The organism is Affinundibacterium fentianense, from assembly GCF_018139545.1.
GTDB lineage: Bacteria > Pseudomonadota > Gammaproteobacteria > Burkholderiales > Burkholderiaceae_D > Undibacterium > Undibacterium fentianense.
On sequence record NZ_JAGSPJ010000002.1, the window covers coordinates 503,887 to 527,286 of the forward strand.

At 45.0% G+C, this 23,400-nt stretch carries 20 protein-coding genes; 4 read left to right on the plus strand and 16 right to left on the minus strand.

Annotated elements, in window-relative coordinates; translation table 11 throughout:
- Window positions 1-252: 252 nt before the first annotated feature.
- The 12 genes from ruvB to KDM90_RS06975 all read right to left on the minus strand — a co-directional run bounded on the left by ruvB (window position 253) and on the right by KDM90_RS06975 (window position 13,759).
- Window positions 253-1,320 carry a Holliday junction branch migration DNA helicase RuvB gene (ruvB, locus tag KDM90_RS06920; protein WP_212674850.1) on the minus strand — a complete coding sequence of 356 codons (1,068 nt, stop codon included), beginning with the start codon at window positions 1,318-1,320 and terminating at the stop codon, window positions 253-255.
- A gap of 16 nt (window positions 1,321-1,336) precedes the next feature.
- Window positions 1,337-1,918 carry a Holliday junction branch migration protein RuvA gene (gene ruvA / locus KDM90_RS06925; RefSeq protein ID WP_212674851.1) on the minus strand — a complete coding sequence of 194 codons (582 nt, stop codon included), beginning with the start codon at window positions 1,916-1,918 and terminating at the stop codon, window positions 1,337-1,339.
- A gap of 151 nt (window positions 1,919-2,069) precedes the next feature.
- The gene (gene ruvC / locus KDM90_RS06930) at window positions 2,070-2,612 is read right to left on the minus strand and encodes a crossover junction endodeoxyribonuclease RuvC (protein WP_212674852.1); all 543 of its coding nucleotides are present in this window, start codon (window positions 2,610-2,612) and stop codon (window positions 2,070-2,072) included.
- A 239-nt stretch (window positions 2,613-2,851) separates the two neighbouring features.
- Window positions 2,852-4,417: a bifunctional phosphoribosylaminoimidazolecarboxamide formyltransferase/IMP cyclohydrolase gene (gene purH, locus KDM90_RS06935; RefSeq protein WP_212674853.1), complete on the minus strand. Its 1,566-nt coding sequence runs from the start codon at window positions 4,415-4,417 to the stop codon at window positions 2,852-2,854.
- Window positions 4,418-4,438: 21 nt separating this feature from the next.
- Entirely contained in the window at window positions 4,439-4,672 is a 234-nt protein-coding gene (locus KDM90_RS06940; RefSeq protein ID WP_186892113.1) for a helix-turn-helix domain-containing protein, read from the minus strand.
- Between the two features lie 128 nt (window positions 4,673-4,800).
- Window positions 4,801-5,835 (minus strand): tRNA dihydrouridine synthase DusB, encoded by a 1,035-nt coding sequence (dusB, locus tag KDM90_RS06945; RefSeq protein ID WP_212674854.1) that lies wholly within the window; start codon window positions 5,833-5,835, stop codon window positions 4,801-4,803.
- Window positions 5,836-6,040: 205 nt separating this feature from the next.
- Entirely contained in the window at window positions 6,041-6,571 is a 531-nt protein-coding gene (locus tag KDM90_RS06950; protein ID WP_212674855.1) for a TlpA family protein disulfide reductase, read from the minus strand.
- 93 nt (window positions 6,572-6,664) lie between these two features.
- Window positions 6,665-8,911 (minus strand): putative bifunctional diguanylate cyclase/phosphodiesterase, encoded by a 2,247-nt coding sequence (locus KDM90_RS06955; protein WP_212674856.1) that lies wholly within the window; start codon window positions 8,909-8,911, stop codon window positions 6,665-6,667.
- Between the two features lie 347 nt (window positions 8,912-9,258).
- Window positions 9,259-10,161 carry an aldo/keto reductase gene (locus KDM90_RS06960; protein WP_230409652.1) on the minus strand — a complete coding sequence of 301 codons (903 nt, stop codon included), beginning with the start codon at window positions 10,159-10,161 and terminating at the stop codon, window positions 9,259-9,261.
- A 110-nt stretch (window positions 10,162-10,271) separates the two neighbouring features.
- Window positions 10,272-10,922 (minus strand): DsbA family protein, encoded by a 651-nt coding sequence (locus KDM90_RS06965; RefSeq protein WP_212674857.1) that lies wholly within the window; start codon window positions 10,920-10,922, stop codon window positions 10,272-10,274.
- A 126-nt stretch (window positions 10,923-11,048) separates the two neighbouring features.
- The gene (locus KDM90_RS06970; RefSeq protein WP_212674858.1) at window positions 11,049-12,167 is read right to left on the minus strand and encodes an anhydro-N-acetylmuramic acid kinase; all 1,119 of its coding nucleotides are present in this window, start codon (window positions 12,165-12,167) and stop codon (window positions 11,049-11,051) included.
- 131 nt (window positions 12,168-12,298) lie between these two features.
- On the minus strand, window positions 12,299-13,759 hold the full coding sequence (locus tag KDM90_RS06975; protein ID WP_230409653.1) for a M23 family metallopeptidase: 1,461 nt from the start codon (window positions 13,757-13,759) through the stop codon (window positions 12,299-12,301).
- 201 nt (window positions 13,760-13,960) lie between these two features.
- Between KDM90_RS06975 and tyrS the strand changes: the two genes are divergently transcribed.
- From tyrS to KDM90_RS06995, 4 genes are all read left to right on the plus strand, one after another.
- Window positions 13,961-15,220 carry a tyrosine--tRNA ligase gene (gene tyrS, locus KDM90_RS06980; RefSeq protein WP_212674859.1) on the plus strand — a complete coding sequence of 420 codons (1,260 nt, stop codon included), beginning with the start codon at window positions 13,961-13,963 and terminating at the stop codon, window positions 15,218-15,220.
- Complete coding sequence (gene dtd / locus KDM90_RS06985) at window positions 15,217-15,678, plus strand: D-aminoacyl-tRNA deacylase (protein WP_212674860.1); 462 nt, start codon at window positions 15,217-15,219, stop codon at window positions 15,676-15,678. The genes tyrS and dtd overlap by 4 nt, the downstream gene beginning before the upstream one ends.
- Window positions 15,675-16,328, plus strand: a complete 654-nt coding sequence (locus KDM90_RS06990; RefSeq protein ID WP_329605303.1) for a histidine phosphatase family protein — start codon at window positions 15,675-15,677, stop codon at window positions 16,326-16,328. The genes dtd and KDM90_RS06990 overlap by 4 nt, the downstream gene beginning before the upstream one ends.
- 204 nt (window positions 16,329-16,532) lie before the next feature.
- Window positions 16,533-18,719, plus strand: coding sequence for a TonB-dependent receptor plug domain-containing protein (locus KDM90_RS06995; RefSeq protein WP_212674861.1), 2,187 nt, complete (start codon window positions 16,533-16,535; stop codon window positions 18,717-18,719).
- A gap of 366 nt (window positions 18,720-19,085) precedes the next feature.
- Here the strand turns inward: KDM90_RS06995 and KDM90_RS18450 are convergent, their stop codons facing one another.
- The 4 genes from KDM90_RS18450 to pssA all read right to left on the minus strand — a co-directional run bounded on the left by KDM90_RS18450 (window position 19,086) and on the right by pssA (window position 23,375).
- Window positions 19,086-19,304 carry a DUF6289 family protein gene (locus KDM90_RS18450; RefSeq protein ID WP_369123429.1) on the minus strand — a complete coding sequence of 73 codons (219 nt, stop codon included), beginning with the start codon at window positions 19,302-19,304 and terminating at the stop codon, window positions 19,086-19,088.
- A gap of 29 nt (window positions 19,305-19,333) precedes the next feature.
- Window positions 19,334-19,549, minus strand: coding sequence for a DUF6289 family protein (locus KDM90_RS07000; protein ID WP_212674862.1), 216 nt, complete (start codon window positions 19,547-19,549; stop codon window positions 19,334-19,336).
- An 855-nt stretch (window positions 19,550-20,404) separates the two neighbouring features.
- Window positions 20,405-21,760: an amidohydrolase gene (locus tag KDM90_RS07005; protein ID WP_230409655.1), complete on the minus strand. Its 1,356-nt coding sequence runs from the start codon at window positions 21,758-21,760 to the stop codon at window positions 20,405-20,407.
- Window positions 21,761-22,013: 253 nt separating this feature from the next.
- Window positions 22,014-23,375 carry a CDP-diacylglycerol--serine O-phosphatidyltransferase gene (gene pssA / locus KDM90_RS07010; RefSeq protein WP_212674863.1) on the minus strand — a complete coding sequence of 454 codons (1,362 nt, stop codon included), beginning with the start codon at window positions 23,373-23,375 and terminating at the stop codon, window positions 22,014-22,016.
- Window positions 23,376-23,400 lie beyond the last annotated feature (25 nt).

The window sequence follows — 23,400 nt, forward strand, 5'->3', positions numbered from 1 at the left end:
GTATCGAAATAAATACAAGAAGAAATTTTCGGTGTCGAGAAAGTTCGACGTATAGAGGAGAACTAGAGAAAATCGGCAATATGTAACATTTTCAATACAGAGTACGGATTACAATACATTTTAAAGTCTTCACAATTGAAAAATCTAAACGTAGAAAGCCGTCAGCCAAATGCAGTCAACGGCAGACAAAGAGAATTTTATGTGCAAAGAAATCGCTATATAGCTCAAATCAGACAAAACAAGGTTGTCGAACTATGCGCCCCACAAATCGCCATTCGGATTCGTGCGCGGAGCAGTAAGCCCGAAATGCTCATAGGCACTGGCGGTTGCAATACGCCCGCGTGGTGTGCGTTGCAAGTAACCTTGTTGAATCAGATACGGCTCTAACACATCCTCGATCGTATCGCGCTCTTCGCCGATCGCTGCGGCGACATTATCTAAGCCAACTGGACCACCACCAAACTTGAACAAGATCGCTTCCAGCAGTTTTCTGTCCATCAAATCAAAACCGACTGCATCGACATCAAGCATCTTCAAAGCCGCATCCGCCATAGGTTTGGTGATTTCACCGTTGCCTTTGACTTGCGCATAGTCGCGTACGCGGCGTAACAAGCGATTCGCAATCCGCGGCGTACCGCGCGCACGCTTGGCAATTTCAAATGCACCATCATCTTTGATCGGTACTTCAAGCAAAGACGCCGAACGGGTCACGATACGACTTAATTCTTCCGAAGTATAAAACTCCAAGCGTGCAACAATCCCAAAGCGATCCCGCAAAGGATTGGTTAACATCCCCGCGCGCGTGGTTGCGCCCACCAAAGTAAAAGGTTGCAAATCCAGTTTGACTGAGCGTGCTGCAGGCCCTTCACCGATCATAATGTCAATTTGATAGTCTTCCAAAGCTGGATATAAAATCTCTTCCACTACGGGTGACAAACGATGGATTTCGTCGATGAACAACACATCATTCGCTTCTAAGTTCGTCAACAAAGCGGCCAAATCACCCGCGCGCTCCAACACGGGACCAGATGTTTGACGCAAATTCACGCCCATCTCGCGCGCGATAATATGCGCCAAGGTGGTCTTACCCAAACCAGGTGGACCGAATAACAAAGTATGATCAAGTGCCTCTTTGCGCTGACGCGCGGCACCGATAAAAATCTCTAACTGATCACGGATTTTTTCTTGACCTACATATTCATCAAGTTGCTTAGGACGTAGCGCACGTTCGATCGCTTCTTCATTGGGTGAAGTTGGCGTCGCCGCGATGATGCGCGTGTCGATGACTTGCGAAGTCAAATTGTCGGTTTGTATGCTCATATGGTTCTACTTGTATTTAGCTCTTCGACAGGGCTTTCAAAGCGGCCTTGATGCCATCCGAAACACCTGATCCTGCTGGCACCAATTTCAATGCAGCCAAGGCTTCTTTATCAGAATAACCTAGCGCCAATAAGGCATTCAAGATATCCGAGCTATGATCACCCGCAGCGGCAGCCACACCAGCCGCACCCAAATCAGCGCCCAGTTTACCTTTAAGCTCTAACAACAAACGCTCTGCGGTTTTCTTACCTATCCCCGGCACTCGCGTTAAGCGCCCAGCTTCTTGCAACGTTATTGCCTGCGACAAATCAGCCACCGACATACCCGACAAAATGGATAAAGCGGTGCGCGCACCGACGCCACTGATTTTGATTAATTGTTTGAAAGTCGTTCGCTCTTCAGCAGTACCAAAACCAAACAACACATGCGCATCTTCGCGAATCGCCAAATGCGTCAGTAAAGCTACCTTCTCGCCCAGTGCAGGCAAATTATAGAAAGTGCTCATGGGCACATCGATTTCATAGCCAACGCCTTGGCAATCAACAAGGATTTGCGGTGGATTCTTTTCGATCAGGATTCCGGCGATGCGACCTATCATGCTGGGCTTTCGTACTGTATAAATAAACAGTAATGGTAAACGATTCTTAAGAGCTTGTGGAAGAGATATGTGAGGATAGAACACTAGGTAAAATCATAAGAATATTATTCTCATTACATTTTTAATGAAATAAGAATTCCAACCAGCACTCTCAACCGATCAACCTACCTGCTTTCACACGCAAACCTCTTTTCGCCAACTCAGGCGCAAACGCACCAAGGGTTTTTAACGTATCGCCACTGTGTGCATGACAAATCGCCACACCCAACGCATCGGCAGCATCACTACTGGGCGTCCCAGAAAGAGACAACAAGCGCTGCACCATGTCTTGCACTTGTTCTTTTTTCGCCTTACCGTGACCGACCACACCTTGCTTCACTTGTAGCGCGGTGTACTCAGCGACTAGAAGTTCAGCTTGCACCAAAGCACAGATCGCGGCACCACGAGCTTGTCCAAGCAAAAGTGTAGATTGTGGATTGACGTTAACAAATACCTTTTCAATTGCGGCGCAATCGGGTTGGTAGGTTTGGATGATTTCGGTAACGCCGGAGAGGATGGTTTTCAAACGCTCTGGCAAAGTGCCTTCGACTGTTTTGATGGTACCTGAGGCGATGTAAGTGAGCTTACTGCCCTGCTTATAGATGACACCGAAACCTGTGGTGCGCAAACCGGGATCGATGCCGAGGATTTTCATTTGTGCTTGCTTCTGATGAATGATCGTTAGCAAATTATACGCAGAACTTGGGTTTTCACGTATGAGTTCTTCCCACAGAATAATCGCCTTAGGCTAGCGCAAAAAAATAAGCTCACAATAATGCGCTTGGAATTCGAGTATCGAGATGCAGTTCAAGGCGCAAAGCACAGCAATACGTCGGTATTGCGAGCATTTGCAACGATGAAATGCGCTCGAGACTCGGATTCAAGGCGTATTATTTAATGACGGAAGTGACGCACGCCCGTATACAACATCACCACACCACGCTCATCCGCAGCATCAATCACTTCCTGATCGCGCATAGAACCACCCGGATGAATCACACAGGTTGCGCCAGCATCGACGACGACATCGAGACCATCACGGAATGGGAAGAATGCGTCAGACGCGACTGCGGAGCCTTGCAAAGTTAAACCCGCATTTTGTGCTTTGATCGACGCAATACGTGCAGAATCAATACGACTCATTTGACCAGCGCCCACACCCAAAGTCATACCGTTGCCGCAGAACACAATCGCATTCGATTTGACATATTTAGCAACGCGCCATGCGAACATCATGTCGGCCATTTGTTGCGGTGACGGTTGCAGTTTACTGACGACGCGTACATCGGCTGGCAAGACGTTTTTCGCATCTGGCGCTTGGACTAACAAACCACCGCCAACACGTTTGACGTCGTATTGATTCACGCCTACGCCCAATGGAATTTCGAGCAAACGTACGTTTTGTTTCGCAGCAAAAATTTGTTTTGCTTCGGCTGTGAATGAAGGAGCAATCAAGACTTCGACGAATTGTTTGGCAACCGCCTCTGCTGCGGCACCATCACATACGGTGTTAAACGCAATAATGCCGCCAAACGCGGAAGTTGGATCTGTTTGTAATGCTTTGCTATAGGCTTCCAACGAGGTCGCGCCGATTGCTACGCCACATGGATTCGCATGCTTGACGATCACGCACGCGCCTGTGTCGAAAGACTTCACGCATTCCCATGCTGCATCCGCATCGGCGATGTTGTTGTAAGAGAGTTCCTTGCCTTGCAATTGCACATAGTTCGCCAATGCACCTGCGACTGGCGCCAGATCGCGGTAGAAAGAAGCGGATTGATGTGGGTTTTCGCCGTAGCGCATTTCTTGCACTTTTTCGAAATGCATATTCAAAGTTTGTGGGTAAACACTGCGTGTTGTGTGCGCTTTATCTTCACCCAAACTAGTCAAATAATTGGTGATCGCGCCATCGTATTGTGCAGTGTGCGCAAATACTTTTTTCGCCAGCATAAACTTGGTGTCATACGACACCACATTATTACCCGCCTTCATTTCAGCCAAAACCGTTGTGTAGTCGCTAGGATCGCAAATTACGACTACGTCTTTATGATTTTTCGCAGAGGAGCGCAACATGGTTGGTCCGCCGATATCAATGTTTTCAATCGCGTCTTCCAAAGAGCATTCTGCTTTCGCCACAGTAGCTTGAAATGGATAGAGATTGACAACCACCATATCTATCGTTGGAATGCCGTGTTTTTCTAAGGCTGCTTGATGTTCAGGAAAATCACGACGTGCCAAAATACCGCCGTGTACTTTCGGATGCAAAGTCTTGACACGACCATCGAGCATCTCTGGAAAACCTGTGTAATCAGCGACTTCAGTCACTGGCAAACCGTTGTCAGCCAAGAGTTTCGCAGTACCGCCTGTGGACAATAGTTTGACGCCCATGGCATTGAGTTCACGGGCAAATTCGAGAACACCAGTTTTGTCCGATACGGACAGGAGAGCTTGTTTGATCATGATAAAGAGATTGAAATAAAATTAAAGAAGACCGTGTTGCTGCAATTTTTTGCGCAAAGTATTGCGATTAATACCGAGCATGTCTGCAGCCTGAGATTGATTGCTATCCGTGCGTGTCATGACCATTTCTAACATCGGCTTTTCAACCGCCAACACCACCATATCGTAAATATTCGAAGCAGGTTGTTCTCCCAAATCACGGAAATATTTTTCCAGATTTTTGTGAACGGCTTCTTGAATGCTTTCTTTACTCATACTGAATTTTCTTCTTATTAATGAATTCGACTAACGATAAAACTGCTATGAATTCAAGGGTTAAACTAAATAAAACTACCACCAAAATAGTGCACATAACTCGCACCAAATACCATTAGGAAAATAACTCAAGCAGCTAAGGCTTGCGCTAATTCTCCGTTCGTATTCATCTCGGAGGGGCGGTATTGTAACCGTTCTGTCGGTCGACTATCAAAAAACATGTTGACCGCCGCCAATTGTTCCTCACAAGTTTCCAACTTATTCATTTGCTGGCGAAAGCCTTCGCCATCCACCAAATCTTCCACATACCAACCTATGTGTTTGCGCGCGGTGCGCACGCCCATAAACTCGCCATAAAACGCATAATGCTCGCGCAAATGACGGTCTAACAATGCTTTAACTTCCGATACCAAAGGCGCTGGCAAATAGGTGCCCGTCTTTAAGTAATGATCGATTTCTCTAAAAATCCACGGCCGTCCTTGCGCCGCGCGACCGATCATGATGGCATCGGCACCCGTGACTACCAACACGTATTTGGCTTTCTCAGGTGTCGTAATATCGCCATTCGCCACGACTGGGATACGTGCTTGCGCCTTCACTGCGGCAATGGTCTCGTATTCTGCATCGCCCTTGTAGCCATCGGCACGTGTGCGCCCGTGCAAAGTCAACATCGCAATTCCAGCCGATTCGGCAATTCGCGCAATTTGCAAAGCATTCTTGTTCGCTCTATCCCAACCAGTGCGAAACTTCAAAGTCACTGGCACATCGACCGCAGCAACTACGGCATCCAAAATCTCACCGACGAGTTTTTCATCTTGAAGCAAAGCTGAGCCGCACCATGCATTGCAGACTTTTTTGACTGGGCAGCCCATATTGATATCGATAATTTGCGCACCTTTATCGACATTGTATTTGGCGCATTCCGCCAACATCTTGGGATCCGCTCCTGCGATCTGCACCGCCTTGGGTTCCATCTCACCTTCGTGATTGGTTCGCCGCGTGGACTTCTCGGTTTCCCATAATTTAGGATTTGATGCAGCCATCTCAGATACCGCATATCCCGCACCTAAGTCTTTACACAATTGGCGAAATGGCCTATCGGTCACACCCGCCATGGGCGCGACAAAAATATTATTCTTCAGCTGATAGGAGCCAATGTGCACGATGTAGAACCTTGGGAGAATCGGAGGAATTTCGAGGAAGCGCTATTCTACCTGAAAAGCTGCCTAAATAATTAGCAAAACTTTAGGTAAGTACGAACAATTTTTTTTAATTTAGAGCAGTCTTTCAATAGACTTTTTTGAAGAATCTTGCCTAATTACAGTCTAAGACTACTATGCGTTAGACCACAATGAACGCCACCATTAATCAGGACTTAGCCAACTCGCGAGCAAGTAATTGATTTAATTCATCAAATGAGGGTTCACCAACATAGCGCTTCAAAATATTTCCCTGCTTATCAACGACAAAGGTCGTTGGAGTCAATCTCACATCGCCAAACGCTTGTGCAATTTTCCCCTCTAAATCAAGCACGACATGAAAGGGCAGTTGACGTGTTTCGGCGAAATTTAGCACATAGTTCGGTGGATCATAACTCATTGCAATTGCTAGGAACTCTAAACCTTGTGCGCGGAACTTTTCATAGCTAGCAATCATTTGTGGCATTTCTTTAATACACGTGGTACACGACGTCGCCCAAAAATTCACCAAGTACACTTTGCCATGCAAGCTTTGTTGGCTAATGTTTTTTCCTTGAATATTCGTAAAGTTAATTTTCGGCGCTGCTTGCTTGGAACTGAGTGAGAAAAAAGCAAAACCAGCGACTAGCAGAGACAGCAATATTAGAAATGCTACCCACCTCTTCGTTTTGCCAATTGGCTTCTGTTGTTCGCTAGTCATATCTATCCAATGCCTTTATCAACTGACCGAATCATCTACCGCACTCTTCAGCCTACCATCCATACGATATTATACTGCGTCTAAAAAACCAGTTCAGTGCTTCGCTCTTTGTTGTTCGACCCAAACATCAGGCGCGGTCGGTTTAGAGTACAAGAAACCCTGCATCGAATCACATTCATTGGCCATCAAATAGTTTGCCTGTTCTTGGGTTTCGACACCTTCAGCCACCACCTTCAGAGAAAATTGCTTCGCCATCGATAAAATGGAACGAACGATCGCGGTGCCATTTGCATCGTCAGGGATATCCTGCACGAAACTCTTATCAATTTTGAGTTCATATAAGGGTAAACGTTTTAAGTAATTCAAACTGGAGTATCCTGTTCCGAAATCATCGATGGAAAAACGAATACCCAAGTCAGCCAATTTGTCCATTCTAGAAATCGTCTCCTGCAGGTTATCGATAAAAAGACCTTCCGTAACCTCAAAAATCAAATGATTTCCATCCACACCTTCACCCGCCAGAGTTGCCGATACTTTATCAACGAAATCTTTTTGACGAAATTGTTTAGGGCTAACATTGATCGACAATGGAAATGTGAACCCCTCACGCTGTAAGTGTTTTAGAATTTGACATGCCTGTAATAAAACCCAGTCCCCCATTCTCACGATCAATCCTGATTCTTCCGCTAATGGTATAAATGTCGCTGGTGAGACCATTCCACGTCGTTTATTGTTCCATCGCATCAATAGTTCTGCGCCAAGTGGTACGCCATTTTGATCAACCTGCGCCTGCATCACCATATGCAATTCATTTTGGTCGAGTGCTTTCGCAAGATCACGTTCTAAAGTCAGGCGTTCCTCGACCTCGGTTTGCATTGCACCTTCAAAGAAAGCAATTTGATTTCTCCCAGCAGTTTTGGCGCGGTACATTGCCGTATCCGATTCACGCAATAAATCGTCTGCACTTTGACCAGGCTTCGGCATGAGACTCACCCCAATACTGCAGCTGGAACTATAAATTTGATCATTAATTAAAAAATCTTGAGACAATGCATGCCGCACTTTTTCAGCGATGGTCAGTGCTAGTTTTCCGGCAAGTTCAATATGTGAATCCAAACTATCAACAAGCACAACAAATTCGTCGCCGCCGATACGAGCAACTGTATCGACTTCACGCAAAAGCTGGCTAAGACGTTTTGCCACTTCGACCAACAGAACATCACCCACTGCATGCCCTCTTGCATCATTGATGGTTTTGAAATGATCTAGATCTATAAACAGTACCGCACTGTAGTTACCTGTTCGCTGTGCATTGGCAAGTTGAACCCCCATACGATCACGCAGTAGGCGACGATTTGGCAAACCCGTCAAGACATCAAAGAACGCTAGACGATAAATATCTAACTCTGCCTTTTTTCTGTCGGTAATGTCACGTTCGATCGCAACATAATGTGTACAGTGTCCATCCTGATTATTGATCGGTCGAATATCGACTTCGAGCCAGAATTCGTCTGCATTCTTTGTATAACTAATGATCTCTGAGCGGATCGCATGACGATCTGCCATGGCGGAACGAATTCGGTGAATTTCATGAATATCGGAATTCGCACCAAAAAGCATTTCAAGGCTATTTCCAATAGCCTCATGGCGACTATAACCGCTGCTACGTTCAAATGCTTTGTTCACAAACACGAGATGCGGCCCTTGATCAGACAAATTATTGTCAGTGATCATCACCATGTCGTTTAAGTTTTCGACTGCTGCTGAAATCAGTCTAAGTTCCTCATTTGCATGCCGAAGTGACTTTTGTTCTTGCTGCAAATGCAGACTAATTTTCATCTGTTTACGAAGCGATTCTTCCAAACGCCTTAGCAAGACTCCGCAAGTCACAGTGATGACAGAACTAATAAACGTAAAATTCAGTGTAATAATAATCCAGCGGAGGAAAGGTTGGTCGTGGTAACGATCAAATTGGAGATCAATATCAAACCAATAACCCACTGTGACTAAAGTGACCGCATTGACCACCAGCATCAAAATCGCCGGCCGTAAACCTAACAGCAATGCCGCCAACACTGGCACTGCCATCATATAAATTTGGCTAACTGGACCGACCTTAAACAGAAAAAAAACGCCAACAGCGAATACGATGAGAAGAAAATTCCAACTACGTATCGTAAAACTCAATGTACGCCAGCGCCACATAACAAACAGCCAAGCAATCGCCAGAACATCGATCACTACGACCGAATACAAGCGATCACGTAGAGCCATCAAAATGCTCGGGACTGCGGTAATACCACCAAGGCCCAGTGCTACAGACAGAATGGCGCCCAACATTTGATCTCGCCAAACCTGCAGATCTCTAGTAGGAAGACGCTGGGCACGCAAAAAACGTCGCAAAAACGGTCGTACTATCTTCAATTGTGCACCTTTTCAACAACTGACTAAGTAGGGAGATTGGACTTATGATTGGTCTAATAATTGATCTGATACTTGATCTAAAATTGCGACGCACATTCCCGTTCATTTGAGGCTTTTGCCTTATCCCATTCAATGTACCAAGATCAACATCCGGCATTGCCTTGGTAAGGAGGGTGCGCATTCAGATTACGTAGCTATGTTTATACGCTGTTTCTTTCTTGCTGAAAAGTATTTTTTTACAGTCATTTAAGAACCGATCCGGCTTAAGGAATATCCTCCCCTGTTGCCGCTCGCCATAAATCGAACCATTGCCCTTTACTCAATTGGCAGTCCAAGGCCTGAACTGCCTCGGTCAAAACCTTCACACGCCCAGAGCCTGTCAACAACATCGGCCTCGTTGGTAAATTCAACACCCATGCCATCGCTACAACGGCAGCACTCCCATTTACTTCATCGGCAATTTTTGCTAAAACTCGCTGCAGCCGCAACCCAACTTGACTTTGGTCTGTGAACAAACGACCTCCACCCAAAGCTGACCAAATCATAGGAGTCAGGCGCAAGCGCTGGCAAAGATCGAAGCTCCCGTCATAGATTGGCGACATGTTCAACAAAGAGCACTCCACCTGATTCGTCACTAATGGATAACGTGCATTCAATAGTTCAAATTGTGTGGGAGTAAAATTCGATACGCCGAAATACTTTACTTTTCCAGCCCGCTCCAATTGCTCAAACGCCTCGGCGACTTCATCAGCCTGCATCAAAGGATCCGGTCTATGAATCAACAATAGATCAATTTGATCAACTTGCATATTTTGCAGAGACTGATTGACTGAATTCTTGATATGATCACCACTCGTATTATAAATATGCGCTGTCTGAGTCGGTCTTTGAGCAGATGGAAACTGGATCCCGCACTTCGTCACAATTTGAAATTGTTGACGCAAATCTGGCGCTAACGCAAATGCCTCCCCCAGCAATGTTTCACTTGTGTAGTCACCGTAAATATCCGCTTGATCAATTGTTGTAATACCTAGGTCTAAAGCTTCACGTAAAAATAGTACACGTTCAGATGGACTCATCTGCCACGAAGATAGGCGCCACAAACCGAGCACAATTCGAGAAAATTCAGGTCCGTCTGGGGCTATTTGAATGCGTGAGCTTTGCATAAATTCAACCTTCAAAAAACGAATGGAATTACAAATAATCTCCACTCTAATACAGATATGTTTTGCCTAAAATGGGCGCATTCTCGTTAGAAAAAATGACTGGGTTCATCCTAACTAGGAAACAAAGCCTCGAAATTTTTAGCCACTTCCTCGCATTTCGCATATCCAGAGCTTAACATGTGCAAGCCGTCCTCCTGCACCAACAACAAAACGGGAAAACCGCGAATACCCCAACGTTGGATTTGTTGGAAGTGCATGCGAGTTTCCTCTTTTGTAGAAACATCCGTCATCGTTTCCAAAAAACTCGCGACATCAAACGTAAATGACCTATCAGCACGATTCAATGCTTCAACAACAATCTCAGCAAGCACATGCTCGTCAGTGATATCTTGTGCCTCAGCGTAAAATGCATGCTGTATTGCTTGAAACGCCAGAAAATTAACTGAAGTCGGCATATCTTCCGTTAGGATTTTGGCTGCAACGACTGCTCGACAAGCCGGTTCCGTATCATAGATAAATCCTGACTTATCTAAACCAGTCATATTAAAAGGTAGGCCACTCACTTGCTGAACACGATCCCAATGCGACAGGATCATTTCTCGCTGATCTGCATCCAGCACCTCGGTATTGTATGCGCGCAAACCACCTAATACGATGTCCAATTCCGCATTCGGTTTGTTTTCAAGAAATCTTACCAACTCCTTACTAAAGCCATAACACCAAGAACACATAGGGTCCGCAACATATAAAAACTTGAGCATTGTTGATCTCTCACTAAAGGTTGATGCTTGTTCTTTGACCCGTAGGGAACATCCCTAACTCAAGGTGCTGGTGTGTACCATCCCACCTTGTCCATCTGCATATTAGCACTCGCCTACGCGGTACATCTAAGCGGGATAAAGCGCACCGAGAATGCGCTGCCCTTTTGCGCCGGTCACCTCACTTAAGTTACCGTGCTTCCTTATAACGAATTGCCGAGCCAACCATGCAAATGCAAGTGCTTCAACATGATTGGGTGCAACACCAAGAATGTCAGTATTTTGCCATTGGATGGCAGGGGAATAGTCCTGCAGGTTTCGCATCAATTGAGCGTTGTACGCTCCGCCACCACAGACATAAACGGCCGTGCATTCAGGAGCAAATCGCGCGATTGAGGAACAGATTGTCTCGGCGGTCAATGCACATAAGCTTGCTTGAACATCCCTTGGTGTCAATTCTTGGAAATCGTTTAAAGACTGTTGCAGCCAATCCAAATGAAAAAGGTCACGCCCTGTGCTTTTTGGTGGCGACAAAGTAAAAAAGCTTTCCTTAAGCAAGCGATTCAGCAAGCCTGCATGCACCCTCCCCTCGGCGGCCCACTGACCATTCTCATCATACGATTTTCCTTGGTGCAGATGGATCCAAGCATCCATCAATACATTTCCCGGTCCAGTATCAAAACCTATCGTCCGCCCATCAGAAAACAAAATACTAATATTACTGATCCCACCAATATTCAGCACAACCCGACACTCACCTTCTTTCGCAAACAGAGCTCGGTGAAATGCGGGCACCAAAGGAGCACCTTGTCCACCTGCCGCAACATCACGACTACGGAAATCTGCAATGACATCAATATCTGTCAACTCGGCCAGCAGCGCAGGATTATTTGATTGTCGCGTCATGCCAAGTTCAGGACGATGACGGATAGTCTGGCCATGGGCGCCAATTGCACAAATTGGTAAATCAGGATGTTCTAATCGAAGTTGATGGACACACTTCGCATAAATGCGCGCTAAGCTATTTGCCAACAGTGCCTCTCGTTCAATTTCGTTGTCACCAGCCACCTGCAAAGACATCGCGATCGATTTGGTTCCTGCATCAAAGGGGATGTGGGTATTGGCTAGCAATTCTAAGCGTGTCACCGCCGAATTTTCGTGATCAAGAAATCGAACCATGACGCCGTCGACACCATCTAAACTTGTGCCTGACATTAGCCCGATAAACACATTAGAATTTTGACTCATAATTATTCAAATAATTGAATGAGCAACTTGGCTCAAGAATTGGACTCAAACGAAAGATCGGACGAGATTTGTTGGCAACAAAAAAGCCGAACCAAGTTCGGCTTTTTAAATTGTTCGCACAAATCGATAGTCTAACGTGCAGCAACACGCGCAGCAGAATTGCGTTCTGGCCTTAGCAAATCGAAACGATGAGACATCTCTGCCGCGACCGTTCTAAATTTTGGCAACTCGTGTGCAGCCAATGCCGCCGCACTTTGCACACTGATCGTATTCGGATCACGAGGCTCGTTATTGACACGGAACTCATAATGCAAATGCGGTCCCGTCGACCACCCAGTTGAACCAACATAACCGATTACTTGACCTTGACTTACACGCACACCCTTCCGGGCGCCTGGTGCGAATCGGCTCATGTGTGCATAAGCCGTACTGTAGCCATTCCAATGTTTTACGATCACCATATTTCCATATCCACCCTGTGGACCAGCATGTTCAATCGTGCCATCCGCAGAGGCTCGAATCGGTGTCCCAGTGACTGCCGCAAAATCAATCCCCGTATGACGTTTCCATTTTCCCGAAATTGGGTGGACACGCATAGAAAAACCAGAAGACACACGAGAAAACTCAAGTGGTGACTTCAAGAACGCTTTCTTCAGCGACTTACCGTCAAAGCTATAGTAGCCTCCTTCACCTGCACCTTCGTCGAACCATACAGCCTGTGATAACTTACCAGAATTACGGAATTCACCTGAGAGCAATTTTCCTGTCTTTACCAACTCACCATTCAACCAGAAAGTTTCGTAAACAACGTTAAAGTAATCGCCACGCTGCAAACGACGAAAATCAATACTAGTTTCAAACATTTTCACAATTTGATCCGCGATCGGGGCAGGAATTAGAGCCTTGTCAGTCGCCACGAACAAAGAAGATTGGATATCACCAGAACGCATTTCTATCCGACGTTCCAATTGTTCAACCACTTCTGTCGCTTTAAAGCCGCTCTGCTCATTACGCGAAACCAGCAGAGTTTTATTACCATTATCCGTGCCGTCTATCCCTACGCGCAACCATTCTAAAGTACCTTCATCCGTCGTTTTGACTCGGATTGATTTACCTGCTCGGGCCTGCAAAACACTTCGTGCTACAGGATCCGTTCTTAAGAAGTTTGCTGCGTTCACATCATCGACACCCAATCGCTGCAATAGCGAGGCTAGCGTATCACCACGCTGAATCTTTTCTTCTTTCACATAATGCTGTTGCTGCAAAACGATCTTGGCAATTTGTTCATCCAATGAAGGCAAAACCAACTCATGAGTAACAGTCTTCACGGGTAAATTTGCGGCATCTGGTGCTAAAGGCGCAACACCCACAGCACCCACAGCGCATACAGCAAAAAATAAGCCTGCAAAAGAAATAACACGTGATGCGCGCATCCCACGCATATTGGCGATGCCCACAGCAATCAAGGACTCGGCTTTAACTTGTGTAGTTGCAGCTAAATGACGGAATTTATCGGATAAACGCATGCAATAAGTTAAAATTGATGTTTCGCTGTCGATCTTGGCTATCCGCAGCGAACAGAGTGTTGGCAAACCCACTCCTTTTATTTTTATTAACTTAAGGTGGGGCTTAAAAAATGTCGCCTGATTGTAAAGCATATGGCGAATAATGCAAGCTAAGGATTATGTGAGGAAGCCGTTTTTTTCGCTAGCTCTGTTACAAATTTATGAGAGATCTGTTGATCTGATTCGATCTTTTTAGATAATTTTTTTAATTAATTAGTTGGAAACATCATGACATCGCCACAACACAACGACAAAGCGCCAGGCGCAACGACTCTCCTGCCCCTCTCTGATGCTGTGCAACATGCATTAGCTGTAACAAAACGTGGTGTCGATGAACTACTGATTGAAGCCGAATTTGCTCAAAAATTGGCTCGCAGCGAAAAAACTGGTACTCCTTTACGCATTAAGTTAGGGTTGGACCCAACTGCGCCCGATCTACATTTAGGTCATACCGTGGTGCTCAATAAAATGCGGCAATTGCAAGATTTAGGTCATACCGTGATTTTCTTGATTGGCGACTTTACGTCAATGATCGGCGATCCGTCTGGTCGCAATGCGACACGCCCTCCTCTGACCCGTGAACAAATCGAAGAGAACGCCCAGACTTATTTCAAACAAGCGTCTTTAGTTTTGGACCCAAGTAAGACTGAAATTCGATATAACTCCGAATGGTGTGATCCACTCGGTTCGAGAGGGTTAATTCAGCTTTCATCCAAATACACCGTCGCACGTATGATGGAGCGAGATGACTTTACGAAACGTTTTAAGGCTGGCACGCCGATTTCTGTTCATGAATTCCTCTATCCACTCATGCAAGGTTATGACTCTGTCGCGTTGCACTCAGATTTAGAACTTGGCGGAACCGACCAAAAGTTCAACTTGCTGGTTGGACGTGAATTGCAAAAAGATTATGGGCAAGAACCGCAATGTATCTTAACAATGCCGCTGCTTGAAGGTTTGGATGGTGTCGAGAAGATGTCCAAGTCAAAAAACAACTACATCGCCATTACCGAACCAGCCAATACGATGTTTGCCAAAGTGATGAGCATTTCAGACGAGATGATGTGGCGTTATTATGATTTACTGTCGTTCTGCACTTTAGAACAAATCGCGCTGTACAAAAAATCTGTTGCTGACGGACAAAACCCACGAGATGTTAAAGTCGCTATCGCGCAAGAGATCGTGACGCGCTTCCACAACAAACAAGCTGCGGAGGATGCATTGGCCGATTTCGTGAATCGTTCAAAGGGTGGCATTCCCGATGATATCGCCGAAATCAGCCTGAATGGGGCTCCGATCGGAATTGCACAATTATTAAAGCAAACCAATCTTTGTGCATCAACCTCGGAAGCGATGCGTATGGTTGATCAAGGCGGTGTCCGCATCGATGGCAGCGTCATTAGTGATAAACAATTGCAAGTGAAAGCGGGAACGGTAGTCCTTCAGGTAGGAAAACGTAAATTTGCGAAAGTCACGCTGTCAATATGATTGCGTTATTACAACGAGTCACCGAAGCCAGCGTTGTCGTCGATGGCACTACGATCGGCGCAATCAAAACTGGACTTATGGTTTTGGTCTGCGCGGAACGAAATGATACGCCTAAGGATGTCGAGTACTTAGTCTCCAAGTTACTCAGTTATCGCGTGTTTTCAGATGATGCGGGTAAAATGAATCGTAGCGTGACTGATGTGCAAGGTGGGCTTTTGCTTGTCCCGCAATTTACACTGGCGGCCGACACGCAATCGGGTACGCGTCCATCATTCACGCCAGCTGCACCGCCTGAATTGGGAAAACAATTATTTAATCATTTCGTCACCAAAGCAAAAGAACGGCTCCCCATCGTCGAGACCGGGGAATTTGGTGCAGACATGAAAGTGTCGCTAACAAATGATGGTCCTGTGACTTTTTGGTTGCAGAGCAAACCCACAACAGAAAAATCAAAGTGACCGAAATTTTGCTCATACGCCACGGAGAGACCGCTTGGAATGCCGTGCGCAAGCTTCAAGGGCATCTCGATATTCCCTTGAATGCTGAAGGCAGACGCCAGGCCAAAGCACTTGCCAATCGACTACAACACGAAAAACTTACTGCAGTGATTTCTAGTGACCTCCAGCGTGCTATGCAGACAGCTGGTGAAATTGCACGTCAGCAATGTTTACCTACTCGCATTGATGCAGATTTACGCGAGCGTTGCTTTGGCGATTTCGAGGGCAAGCTTTACAGCGAATTGCCTGATATTTACCCTGTCGCCTATGCAAGTTGGCGCTCGCGAGATCCGGATTTCCATTTTCCTAGCAAGCCTGAGGATCCCAGCAATGTCGGCGAAAGCATAAGAGAGTTCCATCAACGTGTGATCGCTTGTATCGCGCACTATGCTGCACAATTTTCGGGAAAAAAGATTGCATTGGTCGCTCACGGAGGTGTGCTCGAATGTGCTTATCGTGAGGCGATGCATTTACCGCTCAATGCAGAGCGCACTATGACCATTTTTAACGCGAGCATTAATCGTTTTCAATTTCAAGATCATCAACTCACCCTACTTGATTGGGGTGACACGACTCACCTCAACTCCCTTGCCATCGACGAAATCCAATAACATTTGATGCGTGGGGTCTGGATTTTACGATTTCCCAGGACGAAGCAACGCAGTTCGTCAATCTGATGAATCGAGGTATCCCCCCATGAAGGCATAGATCAGATCAAGAACAAAGCAATTCCATAAATTCTACTTAATTGACTAATTACTATGCGTGAGTGAAAATCAATGGTTATTTATTTTTCTTTTTATTCCTGAATTTTCATGCCCGTCTATTCACGCCACCTTCTCATCATCACACTTCTAACGAGTATTTGCCTTTGTGTCGACACAAAGGCACAAGAAATTCAAATCCCAGCAAAAAAGAATGATGGATCGAATACTCAAATAAAGACCCAACAAGTTGAGGTAAAAAGTAAAAGTGAAACTCAGCTTGCTCGGCGTGATGCGGCTGCAAAAACGGTGATTACAAGTGAAGAACTTCAGCGCTTTGGTGACACAAATATTAACGATGCAATGAAACGTGTTCCTGGCGTTCTAGTTGTAAAAGATCAATTACAACTACCGGGAATGAATAGTAATTACACACAAATCTTAATCGATGGCGAACCGCCGCGCGGCATCACTATTGCCGATATTCCCCTGAACACGATTGAACGTGTTGAAATTTATCGTGCAGGTAGCGCACAGTTCAGCAGTCAAGCGATGGCGGGAACAATTAACATCATCCTCAAACGAGTTCCCAACAATCGCCAAGCCCAAGTCAAACTAAATGTCGCACATGGTTTCGGCAGCAACTACACCGTCGATTGGTTGAACTCGGATAAATTCGAGCGCTGGTCGTATTCTATATCGGCCACAGCAGCCAAATTAGGCGGTCTAATGGCTGCGCCGTTTAGCTTTACGGACCAACTATTCGATGCAAAGGGACAACTCGTCCAAAGCTATCAAGTTCGACAAAATCGCCAACTCACAGGGGATACACTACGAGTTAATCCGCGAATCCAATGGAAGACTGAAAATGGTATAGCTTTAACTTCGACCTCGTCACTAAACCACAACACCAGTCGTTTTAATAATGACGAATCATATCAATTCGATATCGGCCCAGTGCTTCCCTCTGCACACATCGTACGCAAAAATTTTTCAAAGAATCAAGCAATGAGTAGCTCCTTGCGTGCTGTGGGAAGCATAGGAAAAAATGATGCCATTCGCTTCGACATCAATACTGGTGTCAGTCGACGCAATGCGAATTCCTACGGAGACTATTTATCTTATACACCGGATACCAAAGAAGACTATCAACGCTTCTTTCAGACCGACACGGTCTCGAATGGTTGGAACAATTCTGGCAAACTGACAGCCCCCAGTCATACCGAACATGATATTGTGACGGGCTGGACGGTTTCCAATTCAGCGAATGTAAATAACCGGCATGAAACTCAGGTGAACAAACAAGTTGTATCAAGCACCCACACCGTGCAATTAACAGATAGTAGTATCTTTAAGTCCGCATTATTTGTACAAGACGAATGGAAATTTAGAAAAGAATCTTCCGCTTATTTCGGCTTACGTTGGGAGTCGATACAAATTCAAAGTGAAGGGAACATTCAAGAAAAGATGCGTCACCGTTCTAGCGTTTTAAGTCCAATTATCCAAACGCTGTGGCAACTCAATGCAGAGAATACAGACCGTGTCCGGCTAGGCCTATCCCGCACATATCAAGCGCCGTTCGATTTCTATCTTATCTCTCCCATATTTAAGACCATCAATAATTCTATTTCTTCACCCAACTTTCGTGGAAATCCGAGTTTACGTCCCGAACTTGCATGGTCGATCGATGCAGCATACGAACACAATGGAAAAGATGAATGGAACTACAATATTCGTAGCAAACTACGCAGCATCAATGACTTACATCGCGAAGATGTTAGTTTTTATGACAATGCATGGTGGCGCCAATTTATCAATGCAAGTCACGCAAATAGCTTCACGATAGAATTCGATACACAATTTCCCTTGAAACGTTTTTTCGACGATGCTCCCAATATCGACGTTGGTTTTGATATGAATCGCACGTGGTCACGCGTAGACTATTTGCCTGCACCGAACAATATCCTTTCGCCCAATCCATTCAATGCGAAACTCAATTTAGATTACCGTGCGCAAGCACTTCCCCTTAGTCTAGGCACAAACATTCGCTATATGGGAAGGCATTGGCAGCAAAGTTCCAAAATCAGCAGAGAGTTTTCTGGAACGCCAGTTGAAATGGACATCTACGGTTTGTGGAAATTCAACAAGCAAACACAGATCAGAACCAGTATTGATAATCTATTTAAGCATCCTTACACTTATCTGACCGAACAACAAAACGAAGGCGCGATCTTCCGTTCAAATTTTTACAATCCAGCCATACGTACTATTTCTCTCAATCTCGAACATAAATTTTGAATTGGTATTTATCCTGAAAAAAGCTGCATCGGATGGTTGAGTGGACCCAATATAGTTATTTTGGTGCTGCCGCTTCAATCTGTTATTGAAGGAGGCGATCGAAAGCGTATCGAGCAATGCTTTGTACAAGCAATATTTTTTTAGTCAAACAACGGTATTCACAAAGCTGAATTTTCATTCTGGTCTCGTACTGAGCTGGATAATGTTCGAAAACTGATTGCACAATCTGTTGACATCCAAGACAACGAACAACCACATTCAAACCTCAAAAAAAAATAAGACGCCCGATGAGGCACATCGGGCGTCTAAACAACAATTTAGCTAACAAACTTTGTGTCTTATGAGAATGTAATTGTGATAGTCATTTTAAGACTTACAGTGGAGAGTCTCTGTGTACATTTTTGCCGTCACTTTTCCCCAACTACTAAATTTCCCATCGCAGCTCAAAGTTTTCCCGCCGACTGCTTTACCTTTTGAATCATAGTAAGTTATTTGAAATGGTTGAATCATTATTGCATACGCAAAAGTGGCGCTTAGGCTTAAAACTGCGACTAAACTAGTTACAATCGTTCTATTTAACTTCATTCTCAAATTTCCAAAATAAGACTATCTATTCAAAAACATGGATCGCTTTCTGAGGAATACTGTGCTGTTTGTTTTCCCCATTTACTAATACCACCACCGCAACTTGTATAGCTGCCACCCACTACTTTTCCTTTTGAATCATAATAAGTCGTTCGAACACTTTGGGAAGGTCTTGCGTATGCAAAAGCGGCGGCTAAACTTACGATAACGACCAAACTAGTACCTATGACTTTATTCTTCTTCATCTTAAAATCTCCAAATTAAAATTAGTTATTCACTCAGGTTGTCTCACAACTTCAATTTCGCATTGTTCGACTAAAGAACAATATGTAATCAAAGGAAGCAATGCAATCACCCGCTTAGAGTAACCCTACATCGCATCGCGAATGAATTAGCTCGGTTTACGCTTTTTTATACAAAGGCGTTGCGTTATATCTTGTGATGTGATTTTTTCAAAAAAACACGCTGGGTTTGTGTGTATTTTTTTCAATTCCGCAATTTTTAGATTTGGCTTTTGATAAGCTCGAAATATCGGCCTGTTTTGACATTAAGAAGGAATTAATTGCAAACGAATTACAATCGATTATGCGACAAGCAAGTTTGTTATAAATTGATTGGGTGGGTCGATCGACTTATGGTGTCGTCTCAAATTTGATGGATTTAAATTCAAGCTATTTTATACGTATCAGCAATTCGACTACTGCACACAAGATTGATAACGTCGGCACTAACTGAGTGCACAATTCGTATACTCCGACCGAATCAACATAGCTCATCTCGTCTCTCCTGCATGACCGTAGTATCGTTGATATAAAAAAATAGACGAGCCACAACTTTTATCCAAATGGCTGCCGTGGCGAATTGAAAGAGTCACTATCACTTTAAAAAGAAAATTTAAAATGACTACCTCTCTTCTATCTATTAAAGGAATAAAACTGATTACACTATCGATTGCCTCATAAGACAACAAAGGCAACATTCAAACCTCGAAAACAAAACGCCCGATGAGATTCATCAGGCGTCTACGCTACACTGCTTGCAGTCAACTCTTTACAAGATTACTCAACTATATACTTTCTCATTTCAAAAAATGATCACAATCATTTTTTCATCAAGTCCAACAAGGCAAGCACGCTAGCCTCAATTCCCGCGCGAACGGCTGGCTCTGGGGTAATTTTAAATATTGGGCTATGGTGCCCTGGCACCGCAGGTCCGCCTTTTTTCTCATTGTCAAAATCTTCCTTAGGTGTACCTCCAATCGAGAAATACACACTTGGAATATAAGGTTCACTGACAAAAAAGGGAAAATCTTCCGCCCCCATTCCATCTCGCATTTTTGGCGCAGCAAATGCTTCTTTACCTAACTTATCAGTCCACACTTTTTTCAAGCGTTGAGTTAAGGGAATATCATTCAAAGTCGGTGGCGTTGGCGTATCGACCTCCACAACCTCAGGCAAAAGATTTTCAGGTAGACCGGCTGCTCTACCTGTATTGATCGCGACACGCTTAATTGCAGACAACAGCAAAGCACGTGTTTCCTTGCTTTCGCTACGAACACTCAATTGCAGTTTCGCCTGATCAGAAATGATGTTGGACTTTGTCCCTGAATGGAATGAACCTACCGTAATGACAGCAGGCTCTCGAGGTGCAACTTCACGAGTCACAATCGTTTGCAGCGCCATGACAATTTGTGCACCAATAACGACTGGATCTTTTCCTAAATGCGGATAAGCCCCATGTGTCCCTATCCCATGTACTGTAATCTCGACGGTATCAACACCGGAATACGGCGAGCCTTCTTCAGCCGTAATTTTTCCGGCCTCTGAGCCAGAATCAACATGGAATGCCAAAGCATACTTGGGTTGTCCAAACCGTTTCCAAATTTGGTCCTTCATCATCAGCGCAGCACCTCCTACTCGCTCCTCAGCAGGCTGACCGACCAACATCAGCGTGCCAGTCCATTGACTCTTACGAGCCGCCATTTGGACCGCGGTACCGACCAAACTCGTAATATGAACATCATGCCCACAGGCATGCATTACATGTTGTAATTTGCCATCTGGATCTTTTTGCTGAACCTTCGATGCGTAGGGCAAACCAGATTTTTCCTCAAGCGGCAACCCATCCATATCTGCGCGCAACATCACCAATGGTCCGGGGCCGTTTTTGAGCATCGCGACCACACCGGTCTTCCCCACACCCTCGGTCACTTCAAATCCCGCCGCACGCAATTCCTTAGCCAAACGGGCTGAAGTATTCACTTCCATAAACGATAACTCTGGATTTTGATGGAAGTATTCAAATAATGGCTTTAGTTGCGCGTTATAGTTTTTCGCAATCGCCAATTTCAACTCATTGTCGGCAGCAAGACTTGGCTGACTCAATCCACAAACCAACGCAACAGCGAAATAAATTGGTCGCAAACGAGTTTGCGACATAAAGAAATTTGGTTTCAAATCAGCTCTCCTGTACATCGATGATCAAACGAATGACGTTCACTTCGCGATCGAAGGTGTCAACATTAAAAGCCTATTGTGCCTGATCTCCGTATCGAGCCAAGTATTTTCAATGGGAACGGTCTGTGGATATGGATGGGATACAACAAACAGCGCAAACCTCATGAAAATCGAAGTAAAAATGCTAGTGTGTTATTCAAGTTTCTGCATTCCTTACAAAGCGAAGCCACTTCATCGTCTGCTCTGTGTCGTCCTACAATACACGATACGCCAGCATGTCGAGTCGCGTTCGACTTAGGCGTTGCAACACACGTTTTACTTGCGGTGGGTAGTCTTGTAATCGCTCGATCTTTTTGTAACTGGCTATTGTTTGCGTGTGTACCATGATCTCCGCTAATTCCGCATCTCGCCTCTCAATTAATTCACCGCGTGGATCAGTGAATAAAAGCGCGTTTTCGAGATCTAGACGAAACGCACGTGGATTCAGATTATTTCCTGTTACTAAAGTATACAGTTGATCTATCCAGACACCTTTAAGGTGATAAGTATGCTCTGCATCCTTCCACAGACATATTTCAAGTCCTCCACTTGTAATATCGTATTGATGATTCTTCGCAAAACGACGTAAGTTCATCTCGTATAGATAAGGCAAACAAGCGATCGGTTTAAACACTTGATCCGGTGGAATATAAAAGTCATTCGCCGTCTTATCACCGACAATAATTCGAACTTTGACACCACGTGCCAAGGCGCGATTGACTTCGCGTGTCATCTCTCGCGGAAAATTGAAATACGGCGTGCAAATCACAATTTGATATTTCGCCGACGCCAAAAGCTGGCATATCGACCGATTCAATCGGTTTCCTTTACCCATTCCGACTATCGGCGTCACTCTCAAACTAGTCAAATCAGCGCGATCCTGATTCCTCTGAACGACATACTGCGTTTTTTTCAGTTGGTCACGCGATGCGCGAATTTCCTTTCGTATCGTTTTGGTAGTCGGTAACGAAGCTTGGTCAAGACGATGTACAGATGGTGATCCGATAAAATGATGGCGCATCCAATCAACCATACAATCGGCTAAATCCGCTTGTTGAATCAACCAATAACGATCGTAACGATATTTTTCTGCGTAATGTAAATAGACATCGTTGACACTCGCACCTGTGTAGAGGACGGTGTCATCGATCACCGACCCTTTCAAATGCAAGACCCCGAATAATTCACGTGTCTGAACCGGCACGCCAAAAATCGGAATGCTGTATTGATGCAGTGTGCTTTGCGTTTGATACCAAGCCGCATTTCCCATCTGCTTTCCCGGAATTGTTTTTTCCCCGATCAAACCGCGTTGTGCACGATGCCAGTCTACAAAAATTTGAATATCTACATTCGGATTGTTTCGCTTTGCCGTGTATAGCGCATCAAGTATCAGTTGTCCGGCCGCATCGTTCTGCAAATACAGGCTACATAGATAAATTCGCTTACGTGCGTTCGCAATTTGATCGAGCAAAGCCACTCTGAATGCGGCCGCACTGTGGAGGATTTGTATTGCCTGTGAACCAAGAGGAATCGCAGCGAAGTCATTAAAAGTGGGTTTGGGCTTAAACAGAGGCATGCGTTAATCGATAAAATGAGGGGCT

What these genes read in the sequence shown, in the direction of transcription:
- ruvB (WP_212674850.1), bottom strand. Translation starts at nt 1,320, where the DNA reads ATGAGCATACAAACCGACAATTTGACTTCGCAAGTCATCGACACGCGC.
- ruvA (WP_212674851.1), bottom strand. Translation starts at nt 1,918, where the DNA reads ATGATAGGTCGCATCGCCGGAATCCTGATCGAAAAGAATCCACCGCAA.
- ruvC (WP_212674852.1), bottom strand. Translation starts at nt 2,612, where the DNA reads ATGAAAATCCTCGGCATCGATCCCGGTTTGCGCACCACAGGTTTCGGT.
- purH (WP_212674853.1), bottom strand. Translation starts at nt 4,417, where the DNA reads ATGATCAAACAAGCTCTCCTGTCCGTATCGGACAAAACTGGTGTTCTC.
- KDM90_RS06940 (WP_186892113.1), bottom strand. Translation starts at nt 4,672, where the DNA reads ATGAGTAAAGAAAGCATTCAAGAAGCCGTTCACAAAAATCTGGAAAAA.
- KDM90_RS06950 (WP_212674855.1), bottom strand. Translation starts at nt 6,571, where the DNA reads ATGACTAGCGAACAACAGAAGCCAATTGGCAAAACGAAGAGGTGGGTA.
- KDM90_RS06955 (WP_212674856.1), bottom strand. Translation starts at nt 8,911, where the DNA reads ATGTTGGGCGCCATTCTGTCTGTAGCACTGGGCCTTGGTGGTATTACC.
- KDM90_RS06960 (WP_230409652.1), bottom strand. Translation starts at nt 10,161, where the DNA reads ATGCAAAGCTCACGCATTCAAATAGCCCCAGACGGACCTGAATTTTCT.
- KDM90_RS06965 (WP_212674857.1), bottom strand. Translation starts at nt 10,922, where the DNA reads ATGCTCAAGTTTTTATATGTTGCGGACCCTATGTGTTCTTGGTGTTAT.
- KDM90_RS06970 (WP_212674858.1), bottom strand. Translation starts at nt 12,167, where the DNA reads ATGAGTCAAAATTCTAATGTGTTTATCGGGCTAATGTCAGGCACAAGT.
- tyrS (WP_212674859.1), top strand. Translation starts at nt 13,961, where the DNA reads ATGACATCGCCACAACACAACGACAAAGCGCCAGGCGCAACGACTCTC.
- dtd (WP_212674860.1), top strand. Translation starts at nt 15,217, where the DNA reads ATGATTGCGTTATTACAACGAGTCACCGAAGCCAGCGTTGTCGTCGAT.
- KDM90_RS06995 (WP_212674861.1), top strand. Translation starts at nt 16,533, where the DNA reads ATGCCCGTCTATTCACGCCACCTTCTCATCATCACACTTCTAACGAGT.
- KDM90_RS18450 (WP_369123429.1), bottom strand. Translation starts at nt 19,304, where the DNA reads ATGAAGTTAAATAGAACGATTGTAACTAGTTTAGTCGCAGTTTTAAGC.
- KDM90_RS07000 (WP_212674862.1), bottom strand. Translation starts at nt 19,549, where the DNA reads ATGAAGAAGAATAAAGTCATAGGTACTAGTTTGGTCGTTATCGTAAGT.
- pssA (WP_212674863.1), bottom strand. Translation starts at nt 23,375, where the DNA reads ATGCCTCTGTTTAAGCCCAAACCCACTTTTAATGACTTCGCTGCGATT.